Raw genomic sequence first — 25013 nt, forward strand, 5'->3', positions numbered from 1 at the left:
GGGTGTTAAAGCAACCCCAGCACTATTAAAGGAATTAAAAACGAATTTAAAACGCACATTTTAAAAGCATTCCGGCTTTCAGGGTAAAGGAGCGATGTAATGAGTATTTTCAGCCATTACCAAGACCGTTACGAGGCAATCCAGCAAGAAGAAATGAGCATCCAAGAGTACTTGGAGCTGTGCAAAAAAGATCCCAGAGCCTATGCCACCGCGGCTGAGCGCATGTTGGCCGCCATCGGCGAACCCGAACTGGTGGACACTTCCCGCGACTCGCGCTTGAGCCGAATTTTTTCCAACAAAATTATTAAACGATACCCCGTCTTTGGCGACTTCTATGGGATGGAAGAGGCCATTGAACAGATTGTTTCCTTCTTTAAACACGCGGCTCAGGGGTTGGAGGAGCGCAAGCAAATTCTTTATCTGTTGGGGCCGGTGGGTGGTGGTAAGTCCTCACTTGCCGAAAAGCTTAAGTCGCTCATGCAGCATGAGCCCATCTATTGCATCAAAGGATCGCCGGTTTTTGAATCCCCGCTCGGTTTATTTAACCCAGATGAAGATAGCGCCATTTTAGAGGAGGACTATGGTATTCCTCGGCGTTATATCAAGACCATTATGTCACCTTGGGCATCCAAACGTCTGCAAGAATATAAAGGTGATATCAGTCAATTTAGGGTCGTAAAAATTTACCCTTCGATACTCAATCAAATTGCCATTACCAAAACAGAGCCCGGTGATGAAAACAATCAAGACATCTCCTCGCTGGTGGGTAAGGTAGACATTCGAAAGCTTGAGGAGTTTCCGCAAAACGACCCCGACGCCTATAGCTTTTCGGGGGGCTTGTGCCGTGCAAACCAGGGCTTGATGGAATTTGTTGAAATGTTCAAGGCCCCAATTAAAGTGTTGCACCCTCTACTGACGGCGACGCAAGAAGGCAACTTCAACTCCACCGAGGGCCTTGGGGCAATTCCTTTTGAAGGCGTGGTGCTCGCGCACTCCAACGAATCTGAATGGCAAACCTTTAAAAACAACAAAAATAATGAAGCCTTTATCGATCGTGTTTACATCGTAAAAGTGCCCTATTGCTTGCGCGTGTCGGAAGAAGTCAGAATTTATGAAAAATTACTGCAGAACAGCTCGTTAAACGGCTATCCGTGCGCGCCAGACACCTTGGGTATGCTTGCAAAATTTACCGTTCTATCGCGTTTGAAGGAGCCTGAGAATTCGAATCTATATTCGAAGATGCGCATCTATGACGGCGAAAATTTAAAAGATACCGATCCCAAGGCTAAATCCATCCAGGAGTATCGCGATAGCGCGGGCGTCGATGAGGGCATGAATGGCTTGTCGACGCGCTTCGCATTCAAGATCCTGTCAAAGGTGTTTAACTTTGACCCGACTGAAGTGGCAGCTAACCCAGTGCATTTGCTCTATGTGCTTGAGCAGCGCATCGAGCAAGAGCAGTTCCAGCCAGAAATACGTGAGCGCTATCTCTCTTTCATTAAGGAATACCTCGCGCCTCGCTATGTGTCGTTCATTGGCAAAGAGATTCAGACGGCGTATTTGGAATCCTATACGGAGTATGGCCAAAATATTTTTGATCGCTATGTACTGTACGCCGATTTTTGGATTCAGGACCAGGAATATCGGGATCCGGAAACGGGCGAAATTTTAAACCGTGCATCGCTCAATGAAGAGCTGGAGAAAATTGAAAAGCCGGCGGGCATTAGTAATCCAAAAGATTTCCGTAATGAGGTGGTTAATTTTGTATTGAGGGCGCGCGCAAATAATCAGGGTAAGAATCCACTGTGGAACAGCTATGAGAAGCTGAGGTCAGTTATTGAGAAAAAAATGTTCTCAAATACAGAGGATCTACTGCCAGTCATTTCCTTTAATGCTAAGGCGTCAGCGGATGACAAGAAAAAGCATCAGGATTTCGTCGCTCGCATGACCGAGCGGGGCTACACGGAGAAGCAAGTCCGGCTCTTGTCTGACTGGTATCTGCGGGTGCGCAAGTCGCAATAATTCAGGCGTAACCGAGGTAACCGGATGAGCTATGTCGTCGATCGCCGCCTAAACGGAAAGAACAAGAGTACAGTTAACCGACAGCGTTTTCTGCGTCGCTATCGCGATCACATTAAAAAAGCGGTGTCTGATGCAGTAAATAACCGTTCAATTACCGATGTGGATCGGGGCGAAAAAATCAGCATTCCCTCTAGGGATATCAACGAGCCGATATTCCATCACGGCAAGGGTGGGCGCAATGAACAAGTGCACCCAGGCAATAAGGAATTTTCAGCGGGAGATCGCATTCCAAGGCCGCAAGGCGGTGCTGGGGGCGGTGGCTCAGGCGAGGGCGCCAGCGATCAAGGCGAAGGCATGGATGAATTCGTCTTTCAAATTACTCAGGAAGAGTTTCTAGATTTCATGTTTGATGACTTGGAACTGCCCAACCTTGTGAAGCGGCAGTTGTCGGGTTCTGAGGAGTTCAAATTTCATCGTACAGGAGTGGCCAACGAAGGCAATCCTGGCCGTGTCAATATCGTTAGAAGCCTGCGCGCCGCCAATGCCCGTCGCATTGCGCTGGGCGGCCAGAAGCGACGGCGCATTCGCGAGTGCGAAGCACTGTTGGCAGAGCTTATGGCAGCGGATGAAGCACTTAGGGATCATGACGCCATCAGTGCGCTTGAAGAAGAAATCGCTAGCTTGCAATCACGCTTGAAAAAAGTGCCATGGCTAGATGATTTTGATCTCAAATATAACCTGCTGGTAAAGCATCCTATCCCGAAATCAAAAGCGGTAATGTTTTGCTTGATGGATGTGTCTGGGTCGATGACGCAAGAAACAAAAGATATGGCGAAGCGATTTTTTATTTTGCTGTATTTGTTTTTGCAGCGAAACTATGAGCGAACAGAGGTCGTATTCATACGGCATCACACCAGTGCAAAGGAGGTTGATGAGCAGGATTTTTTTTACAGCCGGGAAACCGGTGGCACCATAGTCTCCAGTGCACTCAAGTTAATGGATGAAGTGGTTGCCGATCGGTATTCACCAGAGGAGTGGAATATCTATGGCGCGCAAGCGAGCGACGGTGATAATTGGAATGATGATTCCAGTGTGTGTCGTGAATTGATGCTGCAGAAAATACTGCCAAAAAGTCAGTACTTCGCCTACATCGAAATTACCCCTAGGCAACATCAGGCGCTGTGGGAAGAGTACAGTAAAATTGCCAATACCAACGCCGAAGCGTTTGCCATGCAGCAGATCAAAACAAAATCAGATATCTACCCTGTATTTCGCGAACTATTTCAGAAAAAATCCCATGACGCATAGACCGATCTCAACCAGTTCTGAGTGGACCTTCGAGCTCATAGAAGAGTACGACCACGCTATTGCGGAGATAGCGAAGGAATTTGGCTTGGATACTTACCCAAATCAAATTGAAGTGATCAGTTCGGAACAGATGATGGATGCCTACGCCTCAATTGGCATGCCCATCGGTTACAACCATTGGTCCTATGGCAAGCAGTTTTTAAACGTTGAAAATTCGTACAAGCGTGGACAAATGGGGTTGGCTTACGAAATCGTGATTAACTCCAACCCCTGTATCGCCTATCTCATGGAAGAGAACACCATGACCATGCAAGCATTGGTGATCGCCCATGCGTGCTATGGACACAATTCTTTCTTTAAGGGGAATTACCTATTTCGGACGTGGACGGATGCTGACTCAATCATTGATTATTTGGTGTTTGCCAAAAATTACATAGCAGAATGTGAGTCGCGCCACGGCATCGATGATGTCGAACGTATCCTGGATTCCTGTCACGCCTTAATGAATCACGGCGTTGACCGCTACAAGCGACCCTACCCCATATCGGCCGTCGAAGAGATTCAGCGTCAGGAGGAGAGGGCGCGCCATCTGCAACAGCAAGTCAATGACCTGTGGCGCACAATTCCCGTGGTTGAATCAGAAAAGTCGGCTGTCAATTTGCAGCGATTTCCTGAGGAGCCACAGGAAAATATCCTGTATTTTATTGAAAAGCACGCACCACTATTGGAGCCGTGGCAGCGCGAATTAGTGCGGATTGTTAGAAAGATGGGCCAATATTTTTATCCGCAGCGGCAAACCCAGGTTATGAATGAAGGTTGGGCGACCTTCTGGCATTACACGTTATTAAATACTTTGTATGACCGAGGCCAAGTTACCGACGGCTTTATGATGGAGTTTTTGCAAAGTCATACGAGCGTGATTTTCCAGCCGCCCTTTGATAGCCCCTACTATTCGGGTATTAATCCGTATACCTTGGGTTTTAATATGATGGTGGATATCCGCCGCATCTGTGAGAATCCAACCGAAGAAGATCGCAAGTGGTTTCCAGATCTCGTGGATAAGCCGTGGCTAGAGACGCTGGATTTTGCGATGCGCAATTTTAAAGACGAAAGCTTTATATTGCAGTACTTGTCGCCCAAGCTAATTCGCGATTTGAAATTATTTTCGATTGTTGATGATGACATCGACCGGGAGATAGTCGTAGACGCGATCCACGATGAGCAAGGTTATATGGCTGTGCGCGAAGCATTGGCCGGGAACTACAACCTCGGCAATAGGGAGCCCAATATTCAGGTGTTTAATGTGGATGTGCGTGGTGATCGCTCGCTCACATTGCGTCACTTCCAACACAACCGTAAACCCATGGGCAGCGCCACAGAAGAAGTGCTCAAACACGTACATCGACTATGGGGCTTTGATGTGATTTTAGAGTCGGTGTGCGGCGATGAGGTCACGCAGAGTTTTCGTTGTCCTCCGGCACAGGAGGAGGGGGAAGACTAGGGCCAAGTGCAAGGCTAGGCGCAGGCTCAATGATGTACCCGTTACCCCTGAGCTAGCCAGCGCAGGGCCATCAGTAGAAATAACCCATAGGCCACCATGGTGGCTGGAAAGGCTTTGCTACCCAGCAGCGTGCCGGCTTGGCGTTGCTTGACCGCAAAAATCATTGCCGCAGCAACCACGCCTTGAAGGATTAAGGTAAACCCCATGCCGTGACCATTGTAGGGTAGCCAGTGGGGCTGCCAGATCCACAGGCACGCGGCGCTCGCGGCTACGGCAAGGTTTAGCCAGCCAAAATAGAGAATCAAAAACAGGCGGTTGTCGTTCACACAAGCTGATCCTGAGCGGAGACCGGCTGACCGTCGCCGATCAACTGACTAACCTTGGCCAGCAGTTCACTGTTGTCGAAGGGCTTGGGTAAGATGTCGTCTGCGCCGGAGGTTTTGGCGCGTGCCAGGCCCTCCCGCGTTTCCGCGGACACCACCAGCACCTTCACTTGGCTGTGATCTTCTTGCTCTCTAATAAAATTGAGCACTTGATAGCCATCCATACCCGGCATCTTTAAGTCCAGCGTCACCAGTGCGGGGTTGTGTCGCATCAACATTGTCCCAGCGATGAAGCCATCTTTGGCCACCTCTACGTCATACCCCGCACGTTTTAGCGTACGCCGAATAGCGGCGGCCATTTCGGGCTGGTCTTCAATGACGAGGACGCGGTTGTTGGTGCCAACGAGCTCGGGGGGGACTGGCATGTTGTTGTCGCGCAGAAAGGCCACGAAATCCTGCGTTTGAATGCGGTGATCCCCGCGGCCCGGCAATTTATAGGCTTTCAGGCGTCCACGCTCTATCCATCGAATTACGGTGCGAAAGTTCACGCCGCAGTATTTGGCGGCTTCGCCGGTTGTAAGCACCTGAATTTCGCTCATACAAATGTCTGCCCGAATGGAGTCATGTCAGTAAGAATAGCTAATATTTCGCATGACTTAAATGACTAATGTATGTTTTGTAGCCGCTTACCATAACGAAATGATATAATGTCATGATTGACAGGTTAGATACAAAATGTACAATGGATACATGTTCAAGCAAAAGAGTGTTGTTGCCCAAAGCCTCTTAGGTCCACGGGTAGAAGTCTCTGGCAGTAAGCTGAATGTGATGACCCTTAGTAGTAGCTAGTTGGTTAAATCCGGTTTTGCCGTAGTCGTTGTTAAGAAGGTGAAACCGGGCTCTATTTAAGGGAGGTTCGCAGTAACACAGTAGTAGCGTGTTGAACCTCCCGATTTTTCCACCGCCGGCGTTAACGCCCGCAGATTGAACGGTAAGACCCAGTGGGCACAGCCAATCGGTGTAACAGGCAGTGATGAACCGAACACCCTAAGACCTCGCCCTCAATCTTTGAGGGCTTTTTTTTGCCTGACATTTGGTGTGGCGTGAGAAGCCCTGAACGACTGTGCACGCCAAAATACCGTCGATAAGGAGTGGCCCTTGCAGAAGGGCGGTGAACTGCGCTTAACTGCAAAGCAAACAGGCAGCAAGGAGTGCACCCAATGTCGCAGGCGATATTGTTGGTGGATGACAATGATATTAACCGCAGGCTCGTACGCCACATTCTGGCGGATGAATTTCCTGAGGTATATGAAGCGGTTAATGGCTTAGAGTGTTTGTCGCAGTTGACCAAATACGCCGTCGACTTGGTGTTGCTGGATTTGAATATGCCAGAAAAATCTGGCTTTGAAGTGCTTGAAGAGCTGCCTACGCTAAGTCTGACTCGCACCCCAACGGTTATCGTGCTCAGTGCCGATAACGATCCGGAAACCATTAGTCGCGCCTTTCATCTGGGCGCCGCCGACTATGTCTCTACGCCTTTTAACCGCGATGAATTGCTGGCGCGCGTGCGCACGCACTTAGCGATGCACAACCGCGAGCAATATTTAGAACAGCGGGTCGACGAGCGCACCCGAGAGTTGCAGGCCATGAATGCCCGATTACAAGAGGCTACGGCGCAGCTCATTCAGGCGGAAAAAATGGTCAGCCTTGGGCAATTGGCGGCAGGGGTAGCCCACGAAATTAACAACCCCGTAGGGTATATCAACTCCAACCTCGATACCCTGCACGCCTATTTAGGTGACCTATGGCGGCTGGTAGAAAGTTATGAAGCGCTCGAGTCAGAGTTGCCAGACTCTGAGTTGCTGCGCGATCTTAGGTTGCTGAAACAGCGGCTCGATCTCCCCTATTTGCGTGAGGACTGCAGTCACATCATCGATGAGTCGCGGCAAGGGGTCGCACATGTTAAGCAAATTGTCAGCGATCTGAAGGGCTTTGCGCATCCTGAGCAAAAGGCATGGCAGGAAGTTGATTTACATCAGTTGTTGCGCTCGAGCTTAAATATTGTGAGCAATGAGCTCAAATATAAGTGTGAAGTTGTACTTAATTTGGGCGAGCTAGTGCCCATACAGTGTATCGGCCCTCAGATCAGTCAGGTGTTGCTTAATTTGTTGGTCAATGCGGGCCAATCCATGGCCGACTTTGGCCGTATTGAGGTGCGGTCTGGCGTGGAAGACGCGGGCGATTATGTGTGGCTCAGTATTGAAGACAATGGCAAGGGTATGGCTCTGGATGTGCAGCGCAAAATTTTTGACCCGTTTTTCACCACCAAACCCGTGGGTGAGGGCACTGGCCTTGGGCTGAGTGTGTCCTATGGCATTATTCAAATGCATCGCGGGGAGATTCAAGTGCAGTCCACGCCTGGCTGCGGCAGCTGTTTTACGCTTCGCCTGCCAGTGATCCAGCCTAACCTGCCATCGGCCAGCCCGCTGAATTAGGCGGCTTCGGCCCAGGGGCTCACCAGTGGTTCGGCGCTGCAGTGTCGCTGCGGCTGGCCCACCAGCGTCAAAACAGCCTCATCGCCTTTGGTCCAAAAGTCCGCTGCTTCCGATTGGTAATGCGTACCCGAAGCGCTGGCAATGCGGGTTAATAAATAAGTGTGCTCGGCCAGTGATAGGGTCGCCTGCTCGCCGTCGATTCGCAGCCGCAGTCCTTCGTCGTCACATTTGAAAAATAGGGTGATCGGCGTTTGTGGTGCGACCGCATTGAGGGTCAGGGTGACGGATGCATTTTCCGGTGTAAGCGGCTGCGCCTGTGCGGAGCGCCAAAGTAAGCGGCCGCCACGGGTTTCGATGTGAGCGCGCAGCTGATAGCTGGCAAAGGCCGTGGGGTTGAGGTGCAGGTTTTGCAGTAAGAAATGCATAGGTAACTGCGCCTGCTGTCGCAATTCTGCCAAGCGTGCGGGCGCCTTATGCGCCTCGCTTCGCTCCTCTAGCAAAACCACAAGCTGAGTATCCGCTTGCAGTGTTGCCTCGTCGGGTAGCTGAACCTGGCCGCTGACTTGGTGCCAGACTTCAGTGGCTTGTGGCGTGCAACCAGATAACCACAGCCACGCCGCCAGCAGTGCACATGCAATACGCAAAAAATTCATGGATTTAGCGGGTACCAAAAACCACCATGGTCTTGCCCTTAACGGACACCAGTCCTTGCTCTTCAAGGGTTTTAAGTACGCGGCCTACCATTTCGCGGGAACAGCCGACGATGCGGCCAATCTCTTGGCGGGTAATCTTGATCTGCATGCCATCGGGATGCGTCATGGCGTCGGGCTCTTTGCACAGATCTAACAGCGTGCGCGCCACGCGACCGGTGACGTCCAAGAATGCCAGGTCGCCCACTTTGCGGGTGGTGTTGCGCAGGCGTTTGGCCATCTGCGTGCCGAGTGCAAACAGGAACTCGGGGTGGTTGCCGCTTAATTCTTGGAATTTGCTGTAGCTGATTTCAGCCACTTCGCATTCCGTTTTGGCGCGAACCCAAGCGCTGCGCGATTCGCCATCGCTTTCAAACAGTCCCATTTCGCCAAAAAAATCGCCATCGTTCAGGTAGGCCACAATCATTTCGTGACCATCATCGTCCTCGATCAATACCGTGACCGAACCCTTAACGATGTAGTAGAGAGAGTCGCTCTTATCACCGGCGTAAATAATGGTGGTTTTAGCCGGATAGCGGCGGCGGTGACAATGTTCCAGAAACTTGTCCACGTTTTTGATATGTGGTGTCAGAGATACTGCGACCAAAATGTAACCCCTTGCGCATGTTGCCAAAAGCTGTGTGAGTGGCCTCGTGGGCCGGCCCCGATTATGGCGTTTATCGGGTTTGTGTACCAGCGAGCATGTGACCGATGGTTCGCCAGCGGTCTTAAAAGCCGCCCATAGTGTGAACTGGTCGGCGTTTGCTCTCAGTCAGAGGTATGATGTTGGCCTTAACTTCCGCAAACGTCCAGTGGCTGCCGCACTTTATGGCGTGTAAATCTAGGTTCACGTGGAATTGTGCTAATCTGCGCGCCTTTCACCAAGCAATACCAAGGGGGCATTCATGCAAGCGACGGTCAAGTGGGTAGATGGCGTTATGTTTTTGGGCGAATCCGGCAGCGGACACGCCGTTGTGATGGATGGCGCAGCGGATCACGGCGGTCGCAATATGGGCGTGCGCCCCATGGAAATGATTTTGTTGGGGCTTGGCGGTTGTGCCTCATTCGATGTGATTGGCATCTTAAAGAAGGCCCGCCAGCCGGTAGCCGATTGTCGAGTGGAGCTGGAGGCCGAGCGCGCCGAGGGCGTGCCGTCGCCGTTTACCCGCATTCATATGCGCTTTGTGGTGACCGGCAACGGCTTAAAAGACGTGCAAGTGAAGCGGGCAGTGGAGTTGTCGGCAACCAAATACTGCTCCGCCTCAATAATGCTCGAAGCCGCGGGCGTGGCACTCACCCACTCCTATGAGGTGGTGGACGCCGCCCAGTAGCGCTCGCTATTGAAACGCTGGCGCCAGCAGAGCTAAAAGCGCTTGCAGGCCCTGTTCATCGACCTCCGTGAATGCGGCTGGGTCGTTGGAATCCAGATCGAGCACCGCGCGCACGGCGCCGTGTTGATCCAGCACCGGCAGCACTATCTCTGACAGGGTGCTGCTCGAGCAGGCGATGTGGTAGGGCAGGCTGTTGACGTCGTCGACCCGCTGCACGGTTTTATCGGTGGCGGCCTTGCCACACACGCCGCGATCAAAGGCAATTTGCAGGCAGCCGTGGCCGCCTTGATAGGGACCTACTTTGAGTAGTTGGGGTTCAGTGACGCGGTAAAAACCGGTCCAATGGCTGTAGGGCAGGGCTTGATGGATTTCACACACCAGCGTCGCCATCAGCGCAATTTCATCCGTTTCACCCTCGGTCAGCGCTCGGCAATTGGTGAGCAGCTGTGCGTAGATTGCGCTTTTTTCTGAGTCGTTCATGTTAAATCCGGTAACTGGTTTTGGTCATGAGCTTGGCTGACAAACTCATGAGTTGTTTGATGGGGTTTGGAAATTGGGCACCGCCGGCGGCGAGCGCGGCCTCGGCGTGTTTGGCTTCATCGGTGCGCATCTGTTCAACCACTGCGCGGCTCTTGCGGTCGGCATCGGGCAGCGAGTGCAAATGACTGTCCAGGTGTTTGCACACCTGATCTTCAGTGGCGGCCACAAAGCCCAGGCTGACCTTATCGCTGATCAAGCCCGCGCCCGCACCAATCGCGAACGACATCCCGTACCACAAGGGGTTGAGTAGGCTGGGCCGGCTGTCGAGTTCGCGCAAGCGCTGTTCGCACCACGCCAAGTGATCGATTTCTTCCTGTGCTGCGCTGGCCATTTCCTGACGCACTTCGGGCAGTTTGGCCGTCAAAGCCTGACCTTGATAGAGCGCCTGGGCGCAGACTTCGCCCGTGTGATTGACGCGCATCAAGCCCGCTGCGTGGCGCCGCTCTTCAGGGGCTAGGGTCGCATCGGGTTCAGCTTGTGCGGGCGACGGGCGATTGGGCGACAAGGGGCCGGGGGCCAGGGTGCGCAGGGCTTTGTCCGCCTCGATGAGGCACTGGTCGAGAAAACTGAGCTGTCGCATTGAGTATTCCACCGCAAATTTGATTGGGCTAGTTTACGGGGTTTGGTGATTTTTTTCCCGTCGGATAACGGTAACATGGGCCACGGCCGGGGGGCTTCCGGCTACTATGGCATAAATGAATCCTCACAAAAGGAGTTCGGGGTGACAGATATTCGCGACCTGGGGTTGCTGTTAAATTCAAAAACGCCGCTGCTGGTGTTGGAAACCTTTGATGAAGTACGCGCCCTCGAAATGGTGCAGCGTGCGGTGAACGAGGCCAGTATGAGCGAGCGCGGACGCCTGCGCAGTCGCCCGATCTACCGCTGGACCATTACCGATGGGTTGGTGCGGCAAGGGTTTGGTGGCGAGTTGTCGCTGCAAGGGGAGCCCATGCCCAACCAAGAACCCGAGGAGGTCCTACGCCATCTCAAGAATGTCGAAAAACCGGCAGTGGTGGTGTTGTGCGATTTTCACCCCTACTTGGAGGGCAACCCAAAAACGGTGCGGCTATTAAAAGATATCGCCCTGGGCCACACGCAAAATGGCCACACGCTGGTGTTGGTGAGTCATGCGTTCCGGTTACCTAAAGAGCTATCGCGCTTGGCGGCGCGCTTTAGTTTGTCGGCACCGTCAGATGAAGAAATCATGACCATCGTGCGCGAAGAGGCCAAGGCGTGGTCTGCCCGCGGTCAACGGGTGCGCGCGGATCAGGCCACGGTGGCGCGCATGGTGAGCAACTTAAGGGGGCTCAGCTTTGCCGATGTGCGGACCCTGGTGCGCTCGGCTATCGTCGACGACGGCGCCATTACCGAATCGGATTTGCCCGCGATCAACAAGGCCAAGTTTGAGCTGCTCAATCTCGACGGCGTGGTGTCTTTTGAGTTTGATACCGCATCCTTCGCCGATGTAGGCGGTTTGGAAAAATTGAAGCAGTGGTTGGCCAGTCGACAAAACGCGTTTGTCGATAGCGATTTAAGTGATAAACCCAAAGGCTTGATGCTGTTAGGTGTGCAGGGCAGCGGGAAAAGTTTGGCGGCCAAAGCGGTGGCGGGCCTGTGGGGCTTGCCGTTACTGCGCATGGACTTTGGCGCGCTCTATAACAAATACCACGGCGAGTCGGAGCGCAATTTGCGCGAGGCATTGGCGCTCGCCGATCGCATGGCGCCCTGTGTGCTGTGGATGGACGAAGTGGAAAAGGGCTTGTCCACCGACGGCAGCGACAGCGGCACCAGCAAGCGTTTGCTGGGTTCGCTACTCACGTGGCAGGCCGAGCGCAAGACGCCGGTGTTTGTGGTGGCCACCGCCAACGACATTTCGTCACTGCCGCCGGAATTGATGCGCAAGGGCCGCGTGGATGAAATATTTTTTGTGGACCTCCCGAAAAGCGACGTGCGCGAAGCCATTTTTTCGATCCACTTGAAGCGCCGTGGCTTGGAGCGATTGACTATTCAATTGCCCATATTGGCAGCGGCCGCCGAGGGCTTTTCAGGTGCGGAAATAGAGCAGGCCATCGTCTCGGCCATCTATTCAGCGCGCGCGCAAGGTGAAGAGTGCGGGGTGCAGCAAATTTTGCAGGAGCTGGCCAATACCAATCCGCTGTCGGTGGTCATGGCCGAGCAGGTTGCGCAGTTGCGTCTGTGGGCGCAGGAGCGCTGCGTACTGGCGGATTAACGGCAGCCCAGATTAATCGTGGGCACAAAAAAGCCGCGCAGTGCGCGGCTTTTTTGTGAGAGGCTTGCTAGCTGTTTTGCTCGCGGGCAATGGCGCGGTAGCCGATGTCTGATCGACAAAAACTGCCGCTCCAGCTAACACCTTTCGCCAGTGCATAGGCGCGCGCTTGGGCGGCGCTCACGGTGTCGCCCAGTGCCGTTGCGCAGAGTACGCGCCCACCGTTGGTGAGCACGCGGCCCTGCACCAATTGCGTCCCCGCGTGAAAAATCTTTTCGCCTTCAGTTTCAGATTCGGGCAAGCCGCTGATTTCATCGCCTTTGTTGTAGCTCGCTGGGTAGCCGCCGGCTGCCAAAACGATGCCAATGGCGGCGCGTGAATCCCATTGGGTTTCTTGCTGATCGAGTGTGCCGTCGAGAGCGGCGTTGCACAGCGCCACCAAATCCGATTGAAGGCGCAGCATAATGGGTTGCGTTTCTGGGTCGCCAAAGCGGCAATTGTATTCAATGACCTTGGGGTTGCCCTCAGCATCGATCATTAAACCGGCATACAAAAAGCCGGTGTAGTCGTTGCCTTCTGCAGCCATGCCACTCACGGTGGGCATGATCACTTGGTCCATCACGCGTTGGTGCACTTCGGGCGTCACCACGGGCGCGGGAGAGTAGGCACCCATGCCGCCGGTATTGGGGCCGGTGTCGCCGTCGCCCACGCGCTTGTGATCTTGGCTGGTGGCCATGGGCAAAACATTTTTACCGTCCACCAACACGATGAAGCTGGCCTCTTCGCCAGTGAGAAATTCTTCAATGACCACGCGACAACCGGCATCGCCAAAGGCATTGCCAGACAGCATGTCGCGCACGGCGTCTTCGGCCTGCGCTAAGGTCTCAGCCACGATCACGCCTTTGCCCGCGGCTAAGCCGTCAGCCTTCACTACGATGGGAGCACCCTGCTTGCGCAAATACGCCAGAGCGGGCTCTACCTCAGTAAAATTCTGGTACTCGGCGGTGGGAATCTTGTGGCGCGCTAAGAAATCTTTGGTAAAAGCTTTCGAGCCTTCGAGTTGCGCCGCACCTTTGCTCGGGCCGAAGCAGCGCATACCGCGCGCACTGAAAAAATCCACCACGCCTTCAACCAGCGGAGCCTCGGGCCCGACGATGGTGAGCTGCACATCATTGGCCTTGGCAAAGGTGGCCAGTTTCTCAAACTCCATCACCTCGATAGCGACGTTTTCAAGTTTGGCTTCCAGCTCTGTGCCGGCATTGCCAGGCGCCACAAATACCTTTTGTACGTCAGGATTCTGCGCCGCTTTCCACGCCAACGCGTGCTCGCGCCCACCCGAACCAATAATCAAAATATTCATTTTCTAATCCCGTAGGTTAAAGGGAAAACTGCTAAAACGATTTTGGCGCTGCAGATTTGCGGTGGGGGCTAGGAGGCACTGCGCACAGGGAGGGAGTGTACATAGAGTACATGACCGACCGAGCACAGCGCCGACGACGCTCCCGTCGCAAAGCTGCGAGTCAAAACGTTTTAGTGGCGGAAGTGTCGAGTGCTGGTAAACACCATCGCCAAACCATGTTCATCCGCCGCCGCAATAACTTCCTCATCGCGCATGGAGCCGCCGGGTTGAATCACCGCGGCAATGCCCGCCGCCGCCGCATTGTCGATGCCATCGCGGAAGGGGAAGAAAGCGTCGGAGGCCATCACGCTGCCGGGTACGGCTAAGCCCGCATGCTCCGCTTTAATGCCGGCGATGCGCGCGGAATTGACGCGGCTCATTTGGCCTGCGCCCACGCCGACGGTGGCGTTGTCTTTGCCGTAAACAATGGCGTTAGATTTCACCATCATGGTGACTTTCCAAGTAAACAGTAGGTCGCGCATTTGATCTTCGGTTGGCACTTTTTTAGTTACCACTTTTAGATCGGCGGCGGTAATGGTGTCGCGGTCGCGGTCTTGTACCAAGAGGCCGCCGGAGACGCGCTTAAAGTCCAGTGCGGCCAGGCCCGTCGCGCTCTGTGAATCCCACGCGCCGCACGCCAGTAGGCGTACATTCTTCTTGCTGCTAACCGCAGCAACCGCGTCGGCAGCGATGCTCGGCGCAATGATCACTTCCACAAATTGTTTTTCAACAATGGCGCTAGCGGTGGCGGCGTCCAGTTCGCGGTTAAACGCAATGATGCCGCCAAAGGCAGATTCTGGATCGGTGGCAAAGGCGCGCTCATAGGCTGCCAGCAAGTTGTCGCCACTGGCCACGCCGCAGGGGTTGGCGTGTTTAACGATCACACACGTGGGCGCGTCAAACAACTTGACGGTTTCCAGCGCGGCATCGGTGTCGGCAATGTTGTTGTAGGACAATTCCTTGCCCTGCAATTGCGTCGCCGTAGCGATGGTGCCAGCCGCAGGATTTTTTTCTGTGTAAAAGGCGCTTTTTTGGTGGCTGTTTTCACCGTAGCGCAATTCCTGCACTTTATTAAATTGGGTGTTAAAGGTGCGTGCAAAGTGTTCGCTACCACCGGCTACCTTGCGGCCAAAATAATTGGCGATGGCGCCGTCGTAGGCCGCTGTGTGCTCGTAGGCCTTAATGGCCAGGTCGAAGCGGGTTTTTAGGCAGGTAGCGCCATTGTTGGCCTGCATTTCTGCGAGGATGTTCGCGTAGTCAGAGGCGTTCACCACAATGTTCACATGGGCGTGATTTTTGGCGGCAGCGCGCACCATGGTGGGGCCGCCAATGTCGATATTCTCAACAGCGTCGGCCAGGCTGCAATCGGCTTTGGCAACGGTTTGTTCGAAGGGGTAGAGGTTTACCACCACCATGTCGATGGCATTGATACCGTGCTCGGCCATGACGGCTTCATCGGTACCACGGCGACCTAAAATGCCGCCGTGCACTTTCGGGTGCAGGGTTTTTACACGGCCATCCATCATTTCTGGGAAGCCGGTGTAATCGGAAACTTCGATGGCGGGGATGCCACTGTCTTTGAGCAGTTTAAAAGTGCCGCCGGTAGAAAGAATTTCTACCTTGTGCGCGTGTAGCGCTTGGGCAAATTCGACGATACCGGTTTTATCTGAAACGCTGATGAGCGCACGTTTTACCTGAACTAAATCAGAGCTCATAAAGGGTGTCCTAACGTCTGTGGGGCGGAAAAACGAAAGGGGTGAAACACCCCTTTTAATTTGAAACCGTGTGAGCCTTACAGCAAACCGTACTGCTTCAGCTTTTTGCGCAGCGTACCGCGGTTCAGGCCCAACACCTGCGCGGCTTTTGTTTGGTTGTGGCGGGTGTATTTCAATACCACTTCCAACATGGGCGCTTCCACTTCAGCCATTACCATGTCGTACACATTGGTAACGGGCTGGCCATCTAAATTGCGGAAATAATTTTCCATGGCTTGGTCTACACAATCGCGCAGCGATTGGTTAGCACTGATACCGGAGAAATTGTCGACTACAGTTTCTTTGGCGGGTGCCTCTGCCATAAAAGGTTCCAGTGTATTCATGCTGCTTTATCCTCATTCAATCTCAGCATCTCAAAATAATTTTGGATGCTGGCATGTTGCTGTTTTGCACACTCAAGTTTGTTAAACGTTTTTCTAAACGCTTCCGCACCCGGTAGCGTTTTTAAATACCAACCCACGTGTTTACGAGCAATGCGCGGCCCCATAACCTCACCGTAAAATGCCTGCAGTGCGGCTATGTGTTCACACAGCAATTGCTCGATATGCCCCAGTGTGGGTGCGGGCAGTGATTTTCCCGTGCGTAGGAAATGATTAATTTCCTGAAAAATCCAGGGTCGCCCCTGTGCTGCACGCCCGATCATTACGGCCTGCGCGCCCGTGTAATCCAGTACTGCTTGGGCGCGCTCGGCGCTATCGATATCGCCGTTGGCCAGTACCGGTATCGACACCGCCTGCACAATTTCGGCAATGGTGTCGTACTCCGCGTTGCCCCGGAAGGCACACGCGCGAGTGCGCCCGTGTACTGCCAGCGCCTGAATGCCCGCCTGCTCCGCCATGCGCGCAATACGCACGCCGTTGCGACAGTCGGTAGCCGTGCCCGTGCGAATTTTTAATGTCACGGGTACTTCTACTGCGGCCACCACTGACGACAATATTTCTGCCACCAGTGTTTCATTGGCAAGCAGCGCAGAACCCGCCGCCTTTTTACACACCTTTTTTGCGGGGCAACCCATGTTGATGTCGATGATTTCAGCGCCATTGGCCACGTTGAGCTGCGCCGCTTGCACCATCATCTCTGGATCGCCGCCGGCAATTTGCACGGCGCGAGGACTGGCCTCGTCGTCATGGGCCAAACGCAGGCTGGACTTGCGGCTATTCCACAAGCGCACGTCACTGGTGACCATTTCGGATGCTGCAAGGCCGGCGCCAAAGCGCAGGCACAATTTTCGAAACGGTAGGTCCGTCACACCGGCCATGGGTGCAAGCACCGCGTGGCTATCGATGATGTGAGGGCCGATGTTGAACACGTGAACACCCTGTTCTGGCAATGATTTAGACGACAACACAGCCCTGTGGGGCCGCGCGAAAAGGGCAGCTATGATACCCGCACCGAGGGCGCGGATAAAAGCAGAAAATACACAAAATGGTGAAATTTTAATCTGGTTTTTGCCAGCCAAATATGCTTGGCCGGCCCCAGATTAGCTAGTGTGCGATGCGGGCTGTGTAATTTACCGCCTCGGGACCCGGATCGAGGATTTCCAGGGCGATGTGCACAGGTTGATTGCTCGGCATCTGGGTTTGGCCCGCCAGTTCGCCACCCAGATACTCCTTGGGTGTGAATTTTCGCGCGGCAACCAATTTGCCCTGCAGGTCTGAGAATTGAATTTCCAGCAGCGGGAAGGGCTGATCGAAGCGGGCCTTATTGAGCAGCACGGCGTCTATCTGGAGCGCGTCGGCCATGCGCGGGTGGCTGCGCACCACCAGGTTGGAGGCCTGTACTTGGCTTGGGTCTGACAGGCTGGGCAGGTTGCAGCCAAGCAGAGGGCACAGTTGTTGGTAGTAGGCGCGCGTGGCTTGGGCGCGGCCCCATTGGTCGATGTTGATCATGGCCAGCTGCACGATAAACGCCAGCAATGCGCACGCGGTCAAGCCGCCCCACATCAAGCGCTTAGGCAAATCAGACTTTTCGACCTGAAAGCCAAACTCCAGCGGTTCGGGTTCGATGGCACGCAGTGCGGCGCGTCGCTCGGGGTCGTAGGCGCGCATGCCAGGCTCATCGTCCACCTCTTCCATTTCGGTGAATAAAGGCTCCTGCCGCTCGTCGCCCTCGGCCAGTTTAAATACCGGGCCCTTCTTGGACTCTGGCTCTGGCTCGTGATCGTAGGGCGCACTATCAAAGCCCTCTTCATCGTACGCCGGTTGTTCGCCGGTAATATTGAAGTTGTCGCCGATGGCCGCTTCCAGATCGGCATCGGACAGCGCGGTGAAAGTGCCGGTGGTCGCGCGCGAGTACTGCTCTTTATCGGCTGCGGCGGGCGCTTTTTTGGCCTCTTCGCGGGTTTCGTCTTCCACTTCTTCGAGGATGCTCAGGGCCCAAGATTCGTCTGGGCGCTCGGTGTCCTCGTCATCGTCGTGTATGGGTTTGATTTCACGATCGAAAATGGATTTTTCGGGCTGGCTAGCTTTGCGCGGCTCGTAGATGTCAAAAAAACTGTCAGACAGCTCGCCGGTGCGATCTTTTTCCTCTTCGTCGAACAGGTCGTCGTGAATGAGTTGGTCGTCATCCCAATCCGCTTCTTCGTCGATGGCCTGCTGATTGAATTTGAGGCCTTGGCCGCCCTCTTTTTTAGGCTGGTTGGCTGGCGCCGCCGCTTGTGCCGGCTTAGGCGTGCTGGGCTTAACGCTCTGGGCGGCGGGCTTGGGCGCGGCTTTTGCCTTTGCGGTGGATTTTGCGGCTGCTGCGGGTTTTGGTGCGGTCGCCTTGGCGGCCGCTTTGGCCGTGGGCTGGGCTGCAGGCTTGGCCGCGCTGCTAGCGCCCGGTTTCGCCGGTGCATTCACCAAGTGGTCGGCGGCGCGAAAAATTTGCAGGCAGGAGCCACAGCGTACGGCACCCTTGGCGCGGTCCATTTGCGCCTGAGTGATGCGAAATGACGTGCTGCACTTGGGGCAGCGGGTCACAAATTGGGTCATGAGCAGCGTAATCCTTACGGCTTCTTGGCCTGTATTAGCAGGCAGTTACGGTTTCTCGCACAGCGCTGGAATCGACGACCCGCGCCGAGGTGGCGCAGCGCATTCCTTATTACGCGTTGGCGTAACAGGCTGGGTGCGTGCAGAGTTTAGTCTTTGTCGGGAATAAGGTAAATCGCGCCATGGGCGCCAATCGCGGCGCCCAGTGTGACGGCGGTGGTATTTTACCGAACTTTGGTGGCTGTCAGCCTGACCCATTCCTCTTTTTGCGCCACCGGATCGAACGCGAAAGCGGGGTAGGCGGCCATGACGGTCTCGGCTTGGGTTGCCAAGATACCCGACAGGCACAGCTTGCCGCCGGCCACTACCTGCGCGCTCAGCACCTCGGCCAATTCCACGAGCGGCCCCGCCAATATGTTGGCCAACACTATGTCAGCCTGTGGGGTGGGGGCATCGGCGGGCAGGTACACGGGCATGGCATCGGTGGGCAAACCGTTGCGTGTGGCATTGTCGCGCGTGGCCAGCAGTGCTTGCGGGTCTATGTCGACGCCGATGACTTGGCGCGCGCCCAGCAGCAGTGCGGCGATGCCGAGAATGCCGGACCCGCAGCCAAAATCCACCAGGTGTTTTTGTTCCAGGGCCTGCTGGTCGAGCCACTGCAGGCATAAAAAGGTGGTGGGGTGGGTGCCGGTGCCAAAGGCGAGGCCGGGGTCGAGCATTAAATTGACGGCATCGGCTTGCGGTGGTGCCTGCCAGCTGGGGCAAATCCACAGGCGCTCGCCGCAGCAAATGGGCTTAAAGCTCGCCATCCACTCGCGCTCCCAGTCCTTGTCCTCCAATTGCTCCCACTTCAGGTCTGTTGGGGGTTCGGGCAATTGCGCCAGCAGTTCAAGGCTCACCGCGGCGGTGTCGATGTCGGCGTCGAACAGGCCGGTAATACGCGTGGCGTCCCAAAGCGGGGTTTCGCCCAGCGCGGGTTCTAAAATCGGTTGGTCGGCATCATCTTGCAGGGTGACCGACACGGCGCCCACTTCAAGCAGGGCGTCATCGATGGCGTCTGCATGGCGGCGATCGGTGTGAATAATAAGTTGGAGCCAGGGCATCGTTTCTCTCGCTGGACAGTCACTGGGTAAGTGGAAGTTAACTGGGTCGGCATTATAGCTCGGCCCTTGGCAGAAGGGGCCGCTTTCTATAACCTGCAGGAAAGTCGCACAGACGGCTCGCACAGCGGTATTTCTGAGTATTGAATGCTCAGGCGCAGCTGGGCGACCTCCATAACAAAAATTAGCGAGCAAACATAAGCGATGAAAGACAGCAGGCCTACCTCACTGGACATTGCCTATCGTGCGGGCGTGTCGCAGTCCACTGTGTCGCGCGCACTGCGCGACAGCCCACTGGTCAGTTTAGAAACGCGCGAAAAAATCAAAGCCATTGCGCGTGAATTAAATTACAAAGTTGATAAAGCGGCCAGCAATTTGCGGGCGAAATCCAGCCGCACCTTGGCGCTGTTGATTCGCGAAGACCCCACCACTGACGAGTCGCACATCAATCCGTTTTTTCTATCCATGCTCGGTTCCATTACCCGCGCCACGGCCGCCAAAGGTTATGATTTATTGGTGAGCTTTCAGCAGCAAAGTGAAGATTGGCATCGCGACTTCGAAGACTCCCATCGCGCCGACGGTCTCATTCTTTTGGGGTATGGTGCCTATGACAGTTACGTGGAGCGCTTGCGTCATTTGCTCGATGCCGGTGCTCACTTTATTTGTTGGGGCGCCGTGCATTCAGATCAGCCCGGCTGCTCTATCGGTTGCGACAACGAAGAGGGCGGCTACCTCGCCGGTCGTCACTTGGTGGATGCGGGCCGCACGCGCATTGCGTTCTTGGGCGATACCTCAGATAACAGTCCGGAATTTAGCGCTCGCTACCGCGGCTTTTGTCGCGCGCTCGAAGAGGCGGGCATCACCCACAGCCCCGAACTATTAGTCGCCGCAGAGACCATCGAGACCTTAGGCTATGAAGCCGTGCAAAATTTACTGGCGCGCGGCGTGGAGTTCGACGCCGTTTTCGCTGCCAGCGATTTGATCGCCATCGGTGCGCTGCGCGCACTGCAAAAAGCCGGCAAGCGCGTGGGTCAAGATGTTGCCGTGGTGGGCTTCGACGACATCCAATCCGCAGCCTACATCACCCCCTCACTCACCACCATCCGACAAGACACCAATCTAGCCGGCACCATGCTAGTGGACAACCTACTGCGCATCGTCGCCGGTGAGCCAGTTGAGTCCACCTTAATGCCGCCTAAGTTAATTGTGCGGGAATCCTGTGGGGCGGGTGGGGAGTAAGTTTGTTGGTGGCTGACTAACAATGTTAGCGCGACAGGGTGTCGCATATCTTGGCGCGTCATTTATTTTCTTGTGTTAAGTTTTTGATTGTTAAGAAGTTTATTTGGCCGGCGTTTATTGCCCGTTATTGGATATGCGACACCGTGTCCAAAAGTAAACGCGACAATGTGTCGCATAATAATGCTGTTAAGCGATTGCAAATGAAGTGCTACGAATGTAACTCTGAGATAAACGAATCTACCTTAATAGGCGACGATAGGTATTTTGTTTGTGGTGAGTGCGGCTTTTTAATTGTGGAGTCGGAATCAGAACGAAATTTGGCACTAAATAGCCGCCTAGAGCTACCAAGTGAAATCCAGCCTTTGGAGGCCATAGTTAAGGATTTGTATTATGTCTTTAGCTGCTATCCGCGACCATTAAACTTCACAGACTACAAGCATTGCCCAGAGTGTGAAGATCATAATGAAACAATGAAAAGCGCTACCTTAGCCACCTTAGAATCTAAACATCTTGGCTGTGTCGGCTATTCTCCATGGTGCTTTCTTACAGAAGAAGGCTTTGCTCACTACATACCAAGAATTTTGGAGCTAGCAATTACAGGTAAAGGTAATGCGCATGGGGAGCTATTTTTAGATGATATTCTATACGTATTGGCTCCTAAACCAGAACATGACAGGTTTCAACGATATACAAAACATCAGTGTATGGCGGTATTTCAAGCGCTGCTGTATGCAAATAAGAACTTTCGAGAGCAGTTGGTTGAATGCTTTTCTCATGATGATATGGACAGCGCGCTTGAGTATTGGTCTCAGAGAGTCGCTTAACAAGCGCATCTTGTTCGCCGCCCCAAATGCGGGCGTTAGGAGTTTGCCATGCGCTTAGCATTGACTTTAGCTTATGTAGTCTTCCTTGCAGGTTGTGATCTTGTGGTTGGGGTAGGTGATCTAAACAAGCAGCTTGCCAATAAGTTCGAACTCGGTAGGAATGAGGTTGCAATTTCTTACCAGAGTTCATCTGGCAAGAAATCAAATAAAGTGGATTTAACAATATCATTTTTAAACACAAGATTTTCCGATGTGAATGAATCCGCTAGATTTGATATTGCTAATGAGAGTGCGGAATTGGCTGCGGAATCAATTGGGTTGGCATCTGATTCACGTATCGTTGTTCTGTTCATAGATATCGAGAAAATACTGGGGCTTATACCCAAAGGTATGAATGTAGTCAGTGAGCACAAATATGTGGTGAATGATGGCGGCTTTGTAAAAAATACTCCTAACAAACGCTTGCAGCCGACTGGCGGCTGAGGCGGGCGTTAGGCAATTTTGCTCAGCGAAAAAATTTATAGGGATATTTCGACAATGTTTAAGATTTTATTCACCAAGAGTACAAAGTTTGACGGCATTAGGCCGATAAACATTTATTTCATGCGGCTGATTTATGTCTTAATGTTTTTTGTACTAGGTAAGGACGTCTGGGGCTATATACTGTCTTATTCTGGCGTCTGGGACGAGAACGAGGCTGTGGCATGGAGTGTGTGGGCTGCATTTTCGGCCTTGGCGCTGATGGGGATATTCAGAACAGTTGAAATGATACCCATTCTTTTGCTTGAAATCTTCTATAAAGTGCTATGGCTAATTTTGGTAGTGTATCCTCTCTGGCAATCCAATGAGCTTGTAGGTTCAGGTATTGAAGAAACTGCTTTTGCATTTGCACTGGTTGTTTTGCCCATTTTAGCAATGCCTTGGGGCTATGTTTTTAAACGATATATCCTCGGTAAGAAAAATTCCTAGTTAGTTACTCAGTTTCGTTCCGGCCACAAACAGCGTGGCCTCCACCGGGCTGTCTACGCTACGGCAGCCTATTAGCAAAGCTTTATGTACCCCTCGAGAATTAAGCAATGAATGAAGCCCCAAAATTTGAAGAATATTCCTATGAGACCTTATTAGAGGTTTATGAGGGAATCGACGAGATGAAATTCCCTGATCGGAAGGCTCGTGTAGCCGAGCTGTTAGAAGAGCGTAAGGGCTCTGGCGAGGCCAAGGTTTTATTTGAGCGTAATAAATACTCAACTTTTGGTCCAAGATTTGTCGCTGCAATCATTGATGGAATATGCTTGTTAGTAATTGGCTTTTTCTTTGGCATTGTTGTAGGTATCATTCCTGCTTGGCTTGTAGATATCACCTACTACATTACCTCCTTTGGCATAATCATCTATTCAGTGCTGCTGCACGGGTTATATGGCCAGACCATCGGTAAAGCATTAATGTCAGTAAAAGTGGTAAATCACTCGGACGAAGGTGATATAACGTTCAAACAGGCATTTATTCGAGACTGTATTCCTATAGCAATTTGGGCGGCAACTATTCTTGCTGTAATGGTGGCACCCGTCGATACCGATGGACATTTGCCAGTCATAGTTCAGTATATGTTGGTCTTTTCAGGTGTATTCAACATTATTTGGTTTTTATTAGAGATTGTTACAACGCTTTTAAATGAAAAGCGCCGAGCATTTCACGACTATATAGCGGACACAGTAGTAATCAACATATAACCAAAAGGCAAAGTGATGCATAAATGCGCCTGCTTTTGGCGTTAATTTGAGTCGTTGAATGAGGATTTTTCGTGAAAAAACTATTTGTCTATTTGGCAGGTTTAACTTTATTAAGCGCTAATGCTTTTGCAGATGATTTTGACTACGATGCGTTTGTGAAAGCTTACTTTGATGCTCAGGTCAGGACGCAACAACCAAATGCGACGCAAAATGACCTGGAATACTATTTGTCCTTTCTTGCCGATGACGTTGGTAGCCAACATTTTCCAAACGCTCCGGATGATTCTCGTGAGCCAGACGGCAAGGCGATGATGCGGAAGGGTATGGGGCGTTACCTCGGTGTTCATACAGAATATAAAGCGGAACTTATCGACTATCAGTATGGTTTTAATGCTGTTTCTATCAAGCACAAGTTCTCCGCCAAAGGTAAGCGGTCGGATGGGTCAGAGTTTAGCTACAGCAAAATTGCTCTGGATGTGCTTGAACTTGAAAATGGAAAAATCTCTGTTATCCGTCGTTACAGTGAATGATTAACATAACAATCGCTTGCAGCCGACCGGCGGCTAAAGCGGGCGTTAATGTTTTATGCTTTTTAGTCCATCGCTAGAAATATTGTACGTACTTGGCTACGAAGTTCCGATCTTGGGGCCCCTTGCGAAGCGGTGAGCAGAAGTCGGGTTCTAGGGGGCAATTGGGCATGGACGCCCATTTGTTCGATGATCAGGCAGGAGCCTGTTTTCGCGACCCCTAAAATCCGACTGGAGCGACAACAACCCGATAGGGCGCGTAGCCGGGGTAGGTTGCTATGACGCAAAGTACGCGTGGTCTCCGTTACACTACGGCTCGTATAAATAGAAAATGATCAATAACTAGCTCGGCTTCCTGTCCACGTGCCTTGGGTACGAATTTTTAAAAAATAAAGGAGTGTTATATGCCACCCTACATCGACGGTTTCCTACTCTCCATTCCGCGTGCCCAGCTAGCTACCTACCGCGCCGTCGTTGAGCAAGTGGCAGAAATTTGGAAGGAGCATGGTGCGCTGGAATACGTAGAGAATGTTGATGACGATGCCGGCCTGGAAGGCACGCGTCCCTTCGCAGATTTCGCTAACGCCAAAGCCGATGAGGTCGTTATTTTTGGATGGGTTGCATTCGAATCGCGCGCCGCCCGCGATCTCGTCAATAAACGCGTTGCTGCCGACCCGCGGATGGAGGCATTGGTTAGCCCGCTGACAAATGGCGAGCGGCCGATTTTTGATGCTAGGCGAATGGTGTATGGCGGGTTTAAGCCACTCGTTTGATTGCTGTAAAAAATTAGGGCTAGTGATCACATACGGTCTTTAAGCCAGCCGTAAGTCTGATATTGCGCAGTGATTTTAAATTAATTCGGTGCGCGCATTTCCTTGTGCATTCCTGCATACGTATGCACGGATACATACGTATGCAGGCCATTGCGACCTGAATCACCCAGCTTCTACTATCGACTGTTCTAATGGCGGCGCCTGCGCGTGGCCCACATAACAATAAACAGTCTAGGGAAGC

Annotated in this window: 25 protein-coding genes; 13 read left to right on the plus strand and 12 right to left on the minus strand. The window is 52.9% G+C overall.

Going from position 1 to position 25013, the window contains the following annotated elements; genetic code table 11:
- The first annotated feature begins 99 nt into the window (after positions 1-99).
- Genes FHS30_RS02195 through FHS30_RS02205 form a run of 3 tightly spaced genes read left to right on the plus strand, consistent with a single transcriptional unit; the run spans position 100 to position 4831 of the window.
- On the plus strand, positions 100-2022 hold the full coding sequence (locus FHS30_RS02195) for a PrkA family serine protein kinase (protein WP_183907856.1): 1923 nt from the start codon (positions 100-102) through the stop codon (positions 2020-2022).
- A gap of 24 nt (positions 2023-2046) precedes the next feature.
- The gene (locus tag FHS30_RS02200; RefSeq protein WP_183907858.1) at positions 2047-3330 is read left to right on the plus strand and encodes a YeaH/YhbH family protein; all 1284 of its coding nucleotides are present in this window, start codon (positions 2047-2049) and stop codon (positions 3328-3330) included.
- The gene (locus FHS30_RS02205) at positions 3320-4831 is read left to right on the plus strand and encodes a SpoVR family protein (RefSeq protein ID WP_183907861.1); all 1512 of its coding nucleotides are present in this window, start codon (positions 3320-3322) and stop codon (positions 4829-4831) included. The genes FHS30_RS02200 and FHS30_RS02205 overlap by 11 nt, the downstream gene beginning before the upstream one ends.
- A gap of 41 nt (positions 4832-4872) precedes the next feature.
- Here FHS30_RS02205 and FHS30_RS02210 read toward each other — a convergent pair whose 3' ends face one another.
- Both FHS30_RS02210 and FHS30_RS02215 read right to left on the minus strand, forming a co-directional pair.
- Positions 4873-5157 (minus strand): hypothetical protein, encoded by a 285-nt coding sequence (locus FHS30_RS02210; RefSeq protein ID WP_183907863.1) that lies wholly within the window; start codon positions 5155-5157, stop codon positions 4873-4875.
- Positions 5154-5753 (minus strand): response regulator, encoded by a 600-nt coding sequence (locus FHS30_RS02215; RefSeq protein ID WP_183907865.1) that lies wholly within the window; start codon positions 5751-5753, stop codon positions 5154-5156. Before FHS30_RS02215 ends, FHS30_RS02210 begins: the two co-directional genes overlap by 4 nt.
- 621 nt (positions 5754-6374) lie before the next feature.
- On the opposite strand from FHS30_RS02215, the gene FHS30_RS02220 reads away from it, so the two are divergent.
- Entirely contained in the window at positions 6375-7649 is a 1275-nt protein-coding gene (locus FHS30_RS02220) for a response regulator (RefSeq protein ID WP_183907867.1), read from the plus strand.
- On the opposite strand, the gene FHS30_RS02225 is transcribed toward FHS30_RS02220, so the two are convergent.
- Complete coding sequence (locus FHS30_RS02225) at positions 7646-8302, minus strand: MliC family protein (protein ID WP_183907869.1); 657 nt, start codon at positions 8300-8302, stop codon at positions 7646-7648. The genes FHS30_RS02220 and FHS30_RS02225 overlap by 4 nt on opposite strands.
- Before the next feature lie 4 nt (positions 8303-8306).
- Entirely contained in the window at positions 8307-8945 is a 639-nt protein-coding gene (gene crp / locus FHS30_RS02230; RefSeq protein ID WP_183907870.1) for a cAMP-activated global transcriptional regulator CRP, read from the minus strand.
- Between the two features lie 298 nt (positions 8946-9243).
- Between crp and FHS30_RS02235 the strand changes: the two genes are divergently transcribed.
- A complete protein-coding gene (locus FHS30_RS02235; RefSeq protein WP_183907872.1) occupies positions 9244-9669 on the plus strand; it encodes an OsmC family protein in 426 nt (141 codons plus the stop codon).
- 6 nt (positions 9670-9675) lie between these two features.
- Here FHS30_RS02235 and FHS30_RS02240 read toward each other — a convergent pair whose 3' ends face one another.
- Positions 9676-10149: a GAF domain-containing protein gene (locus FHS30_RS02240; protein WP_183907874.1), complete on the minus strand. Its 474-nt coding sequence runs from the start codon at positions 10147-10149 to the stop codon at positions 9676-9678.
- A gap of 1 nt (position 10150) precedes the next feature.
- Entirely contained in the window at positions 10151-10789 is a 639-nt protein-coding gene (coq7, locus tag FHS30_RS02245; RefSeq protein ID WP_183907875.1) for a 2-polyprenyl-3-methyl-6-methoxy-1,4-benzoquinone monooxygenase, read from the minus strand.
- Between the two features lie 141 nt (positions 10790-10930).
- On the opposite strand from coq7, the gene FHS30_RS02250 reads away from it, so the two are divergent.
- On the plus strand, positions 10931-12439 hold the full coding sequence (locus FHS30_RS02250; RefSeq protein WP_343048898.1) for an AAA family ATPase: 1509 nt from the start codon (positions 10931-10933) through the stop codon (positions 12437-12439).
- A gap of 67 nt (positions 12440-12506) precedes the next feature.
- Here FHS30_RS02250 and purD read toward each other — a convergent pair whose 3' ends face one another.
- From purD to prmA, 6 genes are all read right to left on the minus strand, one after another.
- Positions 12507-13796 carry a phosphoribosylamine--glycine ligase gene (purD, locus tag FHS30_RS02255; protein ID WP_183907879.1) on the minus strand — a complete coding sequence of 430 codons (1290 nt, stop codon included), beginning with the start codon at positions 13794-13796 and terminating at the stop codon, positions 12507-12509.
- A gap of 170 nt (positions 13797-13966) precedes the next feature.
- Complete coding sequence (purH, locus tag FHS30_RS02260; protein ID WP_183907881.1) at positions 13967-15550, minus strand: bifunctional phosphoribosylaminoimidazolecarboxamide formyltransferase/IMP cyclohydrolase; 1584 nt, start codon at positions 15548-15550, stop codon at positions 13967-13969.
- Positions 15551-15627: 77 nt separating this feature from the next.
- Positions 15628-15912: a DNA-binding transcriptional regulator Fis gene (gene fis, locus FHS30_RS02265; RefSeq protein WP_042455827.1), complete on the minus strand. Its 285-nt coding sequence runs from the start codon at positions 15910-15912 to the stop codon at positions 15628-15630.
- Between the two features lie 17 nt (positions 15913-15929).
- Positions 15930-16919: a tRNA dihydrouridine synthase DusB gene (gene dusB / locus FHS30_RS02270; protein WP_183909216.1), complete on the minus strand. Its 990-nt coding sequence runs from the start codon at positions 16917-16919 to the stop codon at positions 15930-15932.
- 175 nt (positions 16920-17094) lie between these two features.
- Positions 17095-18582 (minus strand): zinc-ribbon and DUF3426 domain-containing protein, encoded by a 1488-nt coding sequence (locus FHS30_RS02275; RefSeq protein WP_183907883.1) that lies wholly within the window; start codon positions 18580-18582, stop codon positions 17095-17097.
- Between the two features lie 221 nt (positions 18583-18803).
- The gene (gene prmA, locus FHS30_RS02280; protein WP_183907885.1) at positions 18804-19682 is read right to left on the minus strand and encodes a 50S ribosomal protein L11 methyltransferase; all 879 of its coding nucleotides are present in this window, start codon (positions 19680-19682) and stop codon (positions 18804-18806) included.
- 201 nt (positions 19683-19883) lie between these two features.
- Here prmA and FHS30_RS02285 point away from each other — a divergent pair, with 201 nt between their 5' ends.
- From FHS30_RS02285 to FHS30_RS02315, 7 genes are all read left to right on the plus strand, one after another.
- Positions 19884-20918 (plus strand): LacI family DNA-binding transcriptional regulator, encoded by a 1035-nt coding sequence (locus FHS30_RS02285; RefSeq protein WP_183907887.1) that lies wholly within the window; start codon positions 19884-19886, stop codon positions 20916-20918.
- Positions 20919-21061: 143 nt separating this feature from the next.
- Entirely contained in the window at positions 21062-21742 is a 681-nt protein-coding gene (locus FHS30_RS02290) for a DUF6714 family protein (protein ID WP_183907889.1), read from the plus strand.
- Between the two features lie 48 nt (positions 21743-21790).
- Positions 21791-22225, plus strand: coding sequence for a hypothetical protein (locus FHS30_RS02295; RefSeq protein ID WP_183907892.1), 435 nt, complete (start codon positions 21791-21793; stop codon positions 22223-22225).
- A 54-nt stretch (positions 22226-22279) separates the two neighbouring features.
- Positions 22280-22711 carry a hypothetical protein gene (locus FHS30_RS02300; RefSeq protein WP_183907894.1) on the plus strand — a complete coding sequence of 144 codons (432 nt, stop codon included), beginning with the start codon at positions 22280-22282 and terminating at the stop codon, positions 22709-22711.
- Between the two features lie 107 nt (positions 22712-22818).
- The gene (locus FHS30_RS02305; protein WP_183907896.1) at positions 22819-23472 is read left to right on the plus strand and encodes an RDD family protein; all 654 of its coding nucleotides are present in this window, start codon (positions 22819-22821) and stop codon (positions 23470-23472) included.
- Positions 23473-23543: 71 nt separating this feature from the next.
- Entirely contained in the window at positions 23544-24002 is a 459-nt protein-coding gene (locus FHS30_RS02310; protein ID WP_183907898.1) for a nuclear transport factor 2-like protein, read from the plus strand.
- Positions 24003-24403: 401 nt separating this feature from the next.
- A complete protein-coding gene (locus FHS30_RS02315) occupies positions 24404-24772 on the plus strand; it encodes a DUF1428 domain-containing protein (protein ID WP_183907900.1) in 369 nt (122 codons plus the stop codon).
- The last annotated feature ends 241 nt before the right edge of the window (positions 24773-25013 follow it).

The sequence above is a fragment of the Simiduia aestuariiviva genome (assembly GCF_014192475.1).
GTDB lineage: Bacteria > Pseudomonadota > Gammaproteobacteria > Pseudomonadales > Cellvibrionaceae > Simiduia > Simiduia aestuariiviva.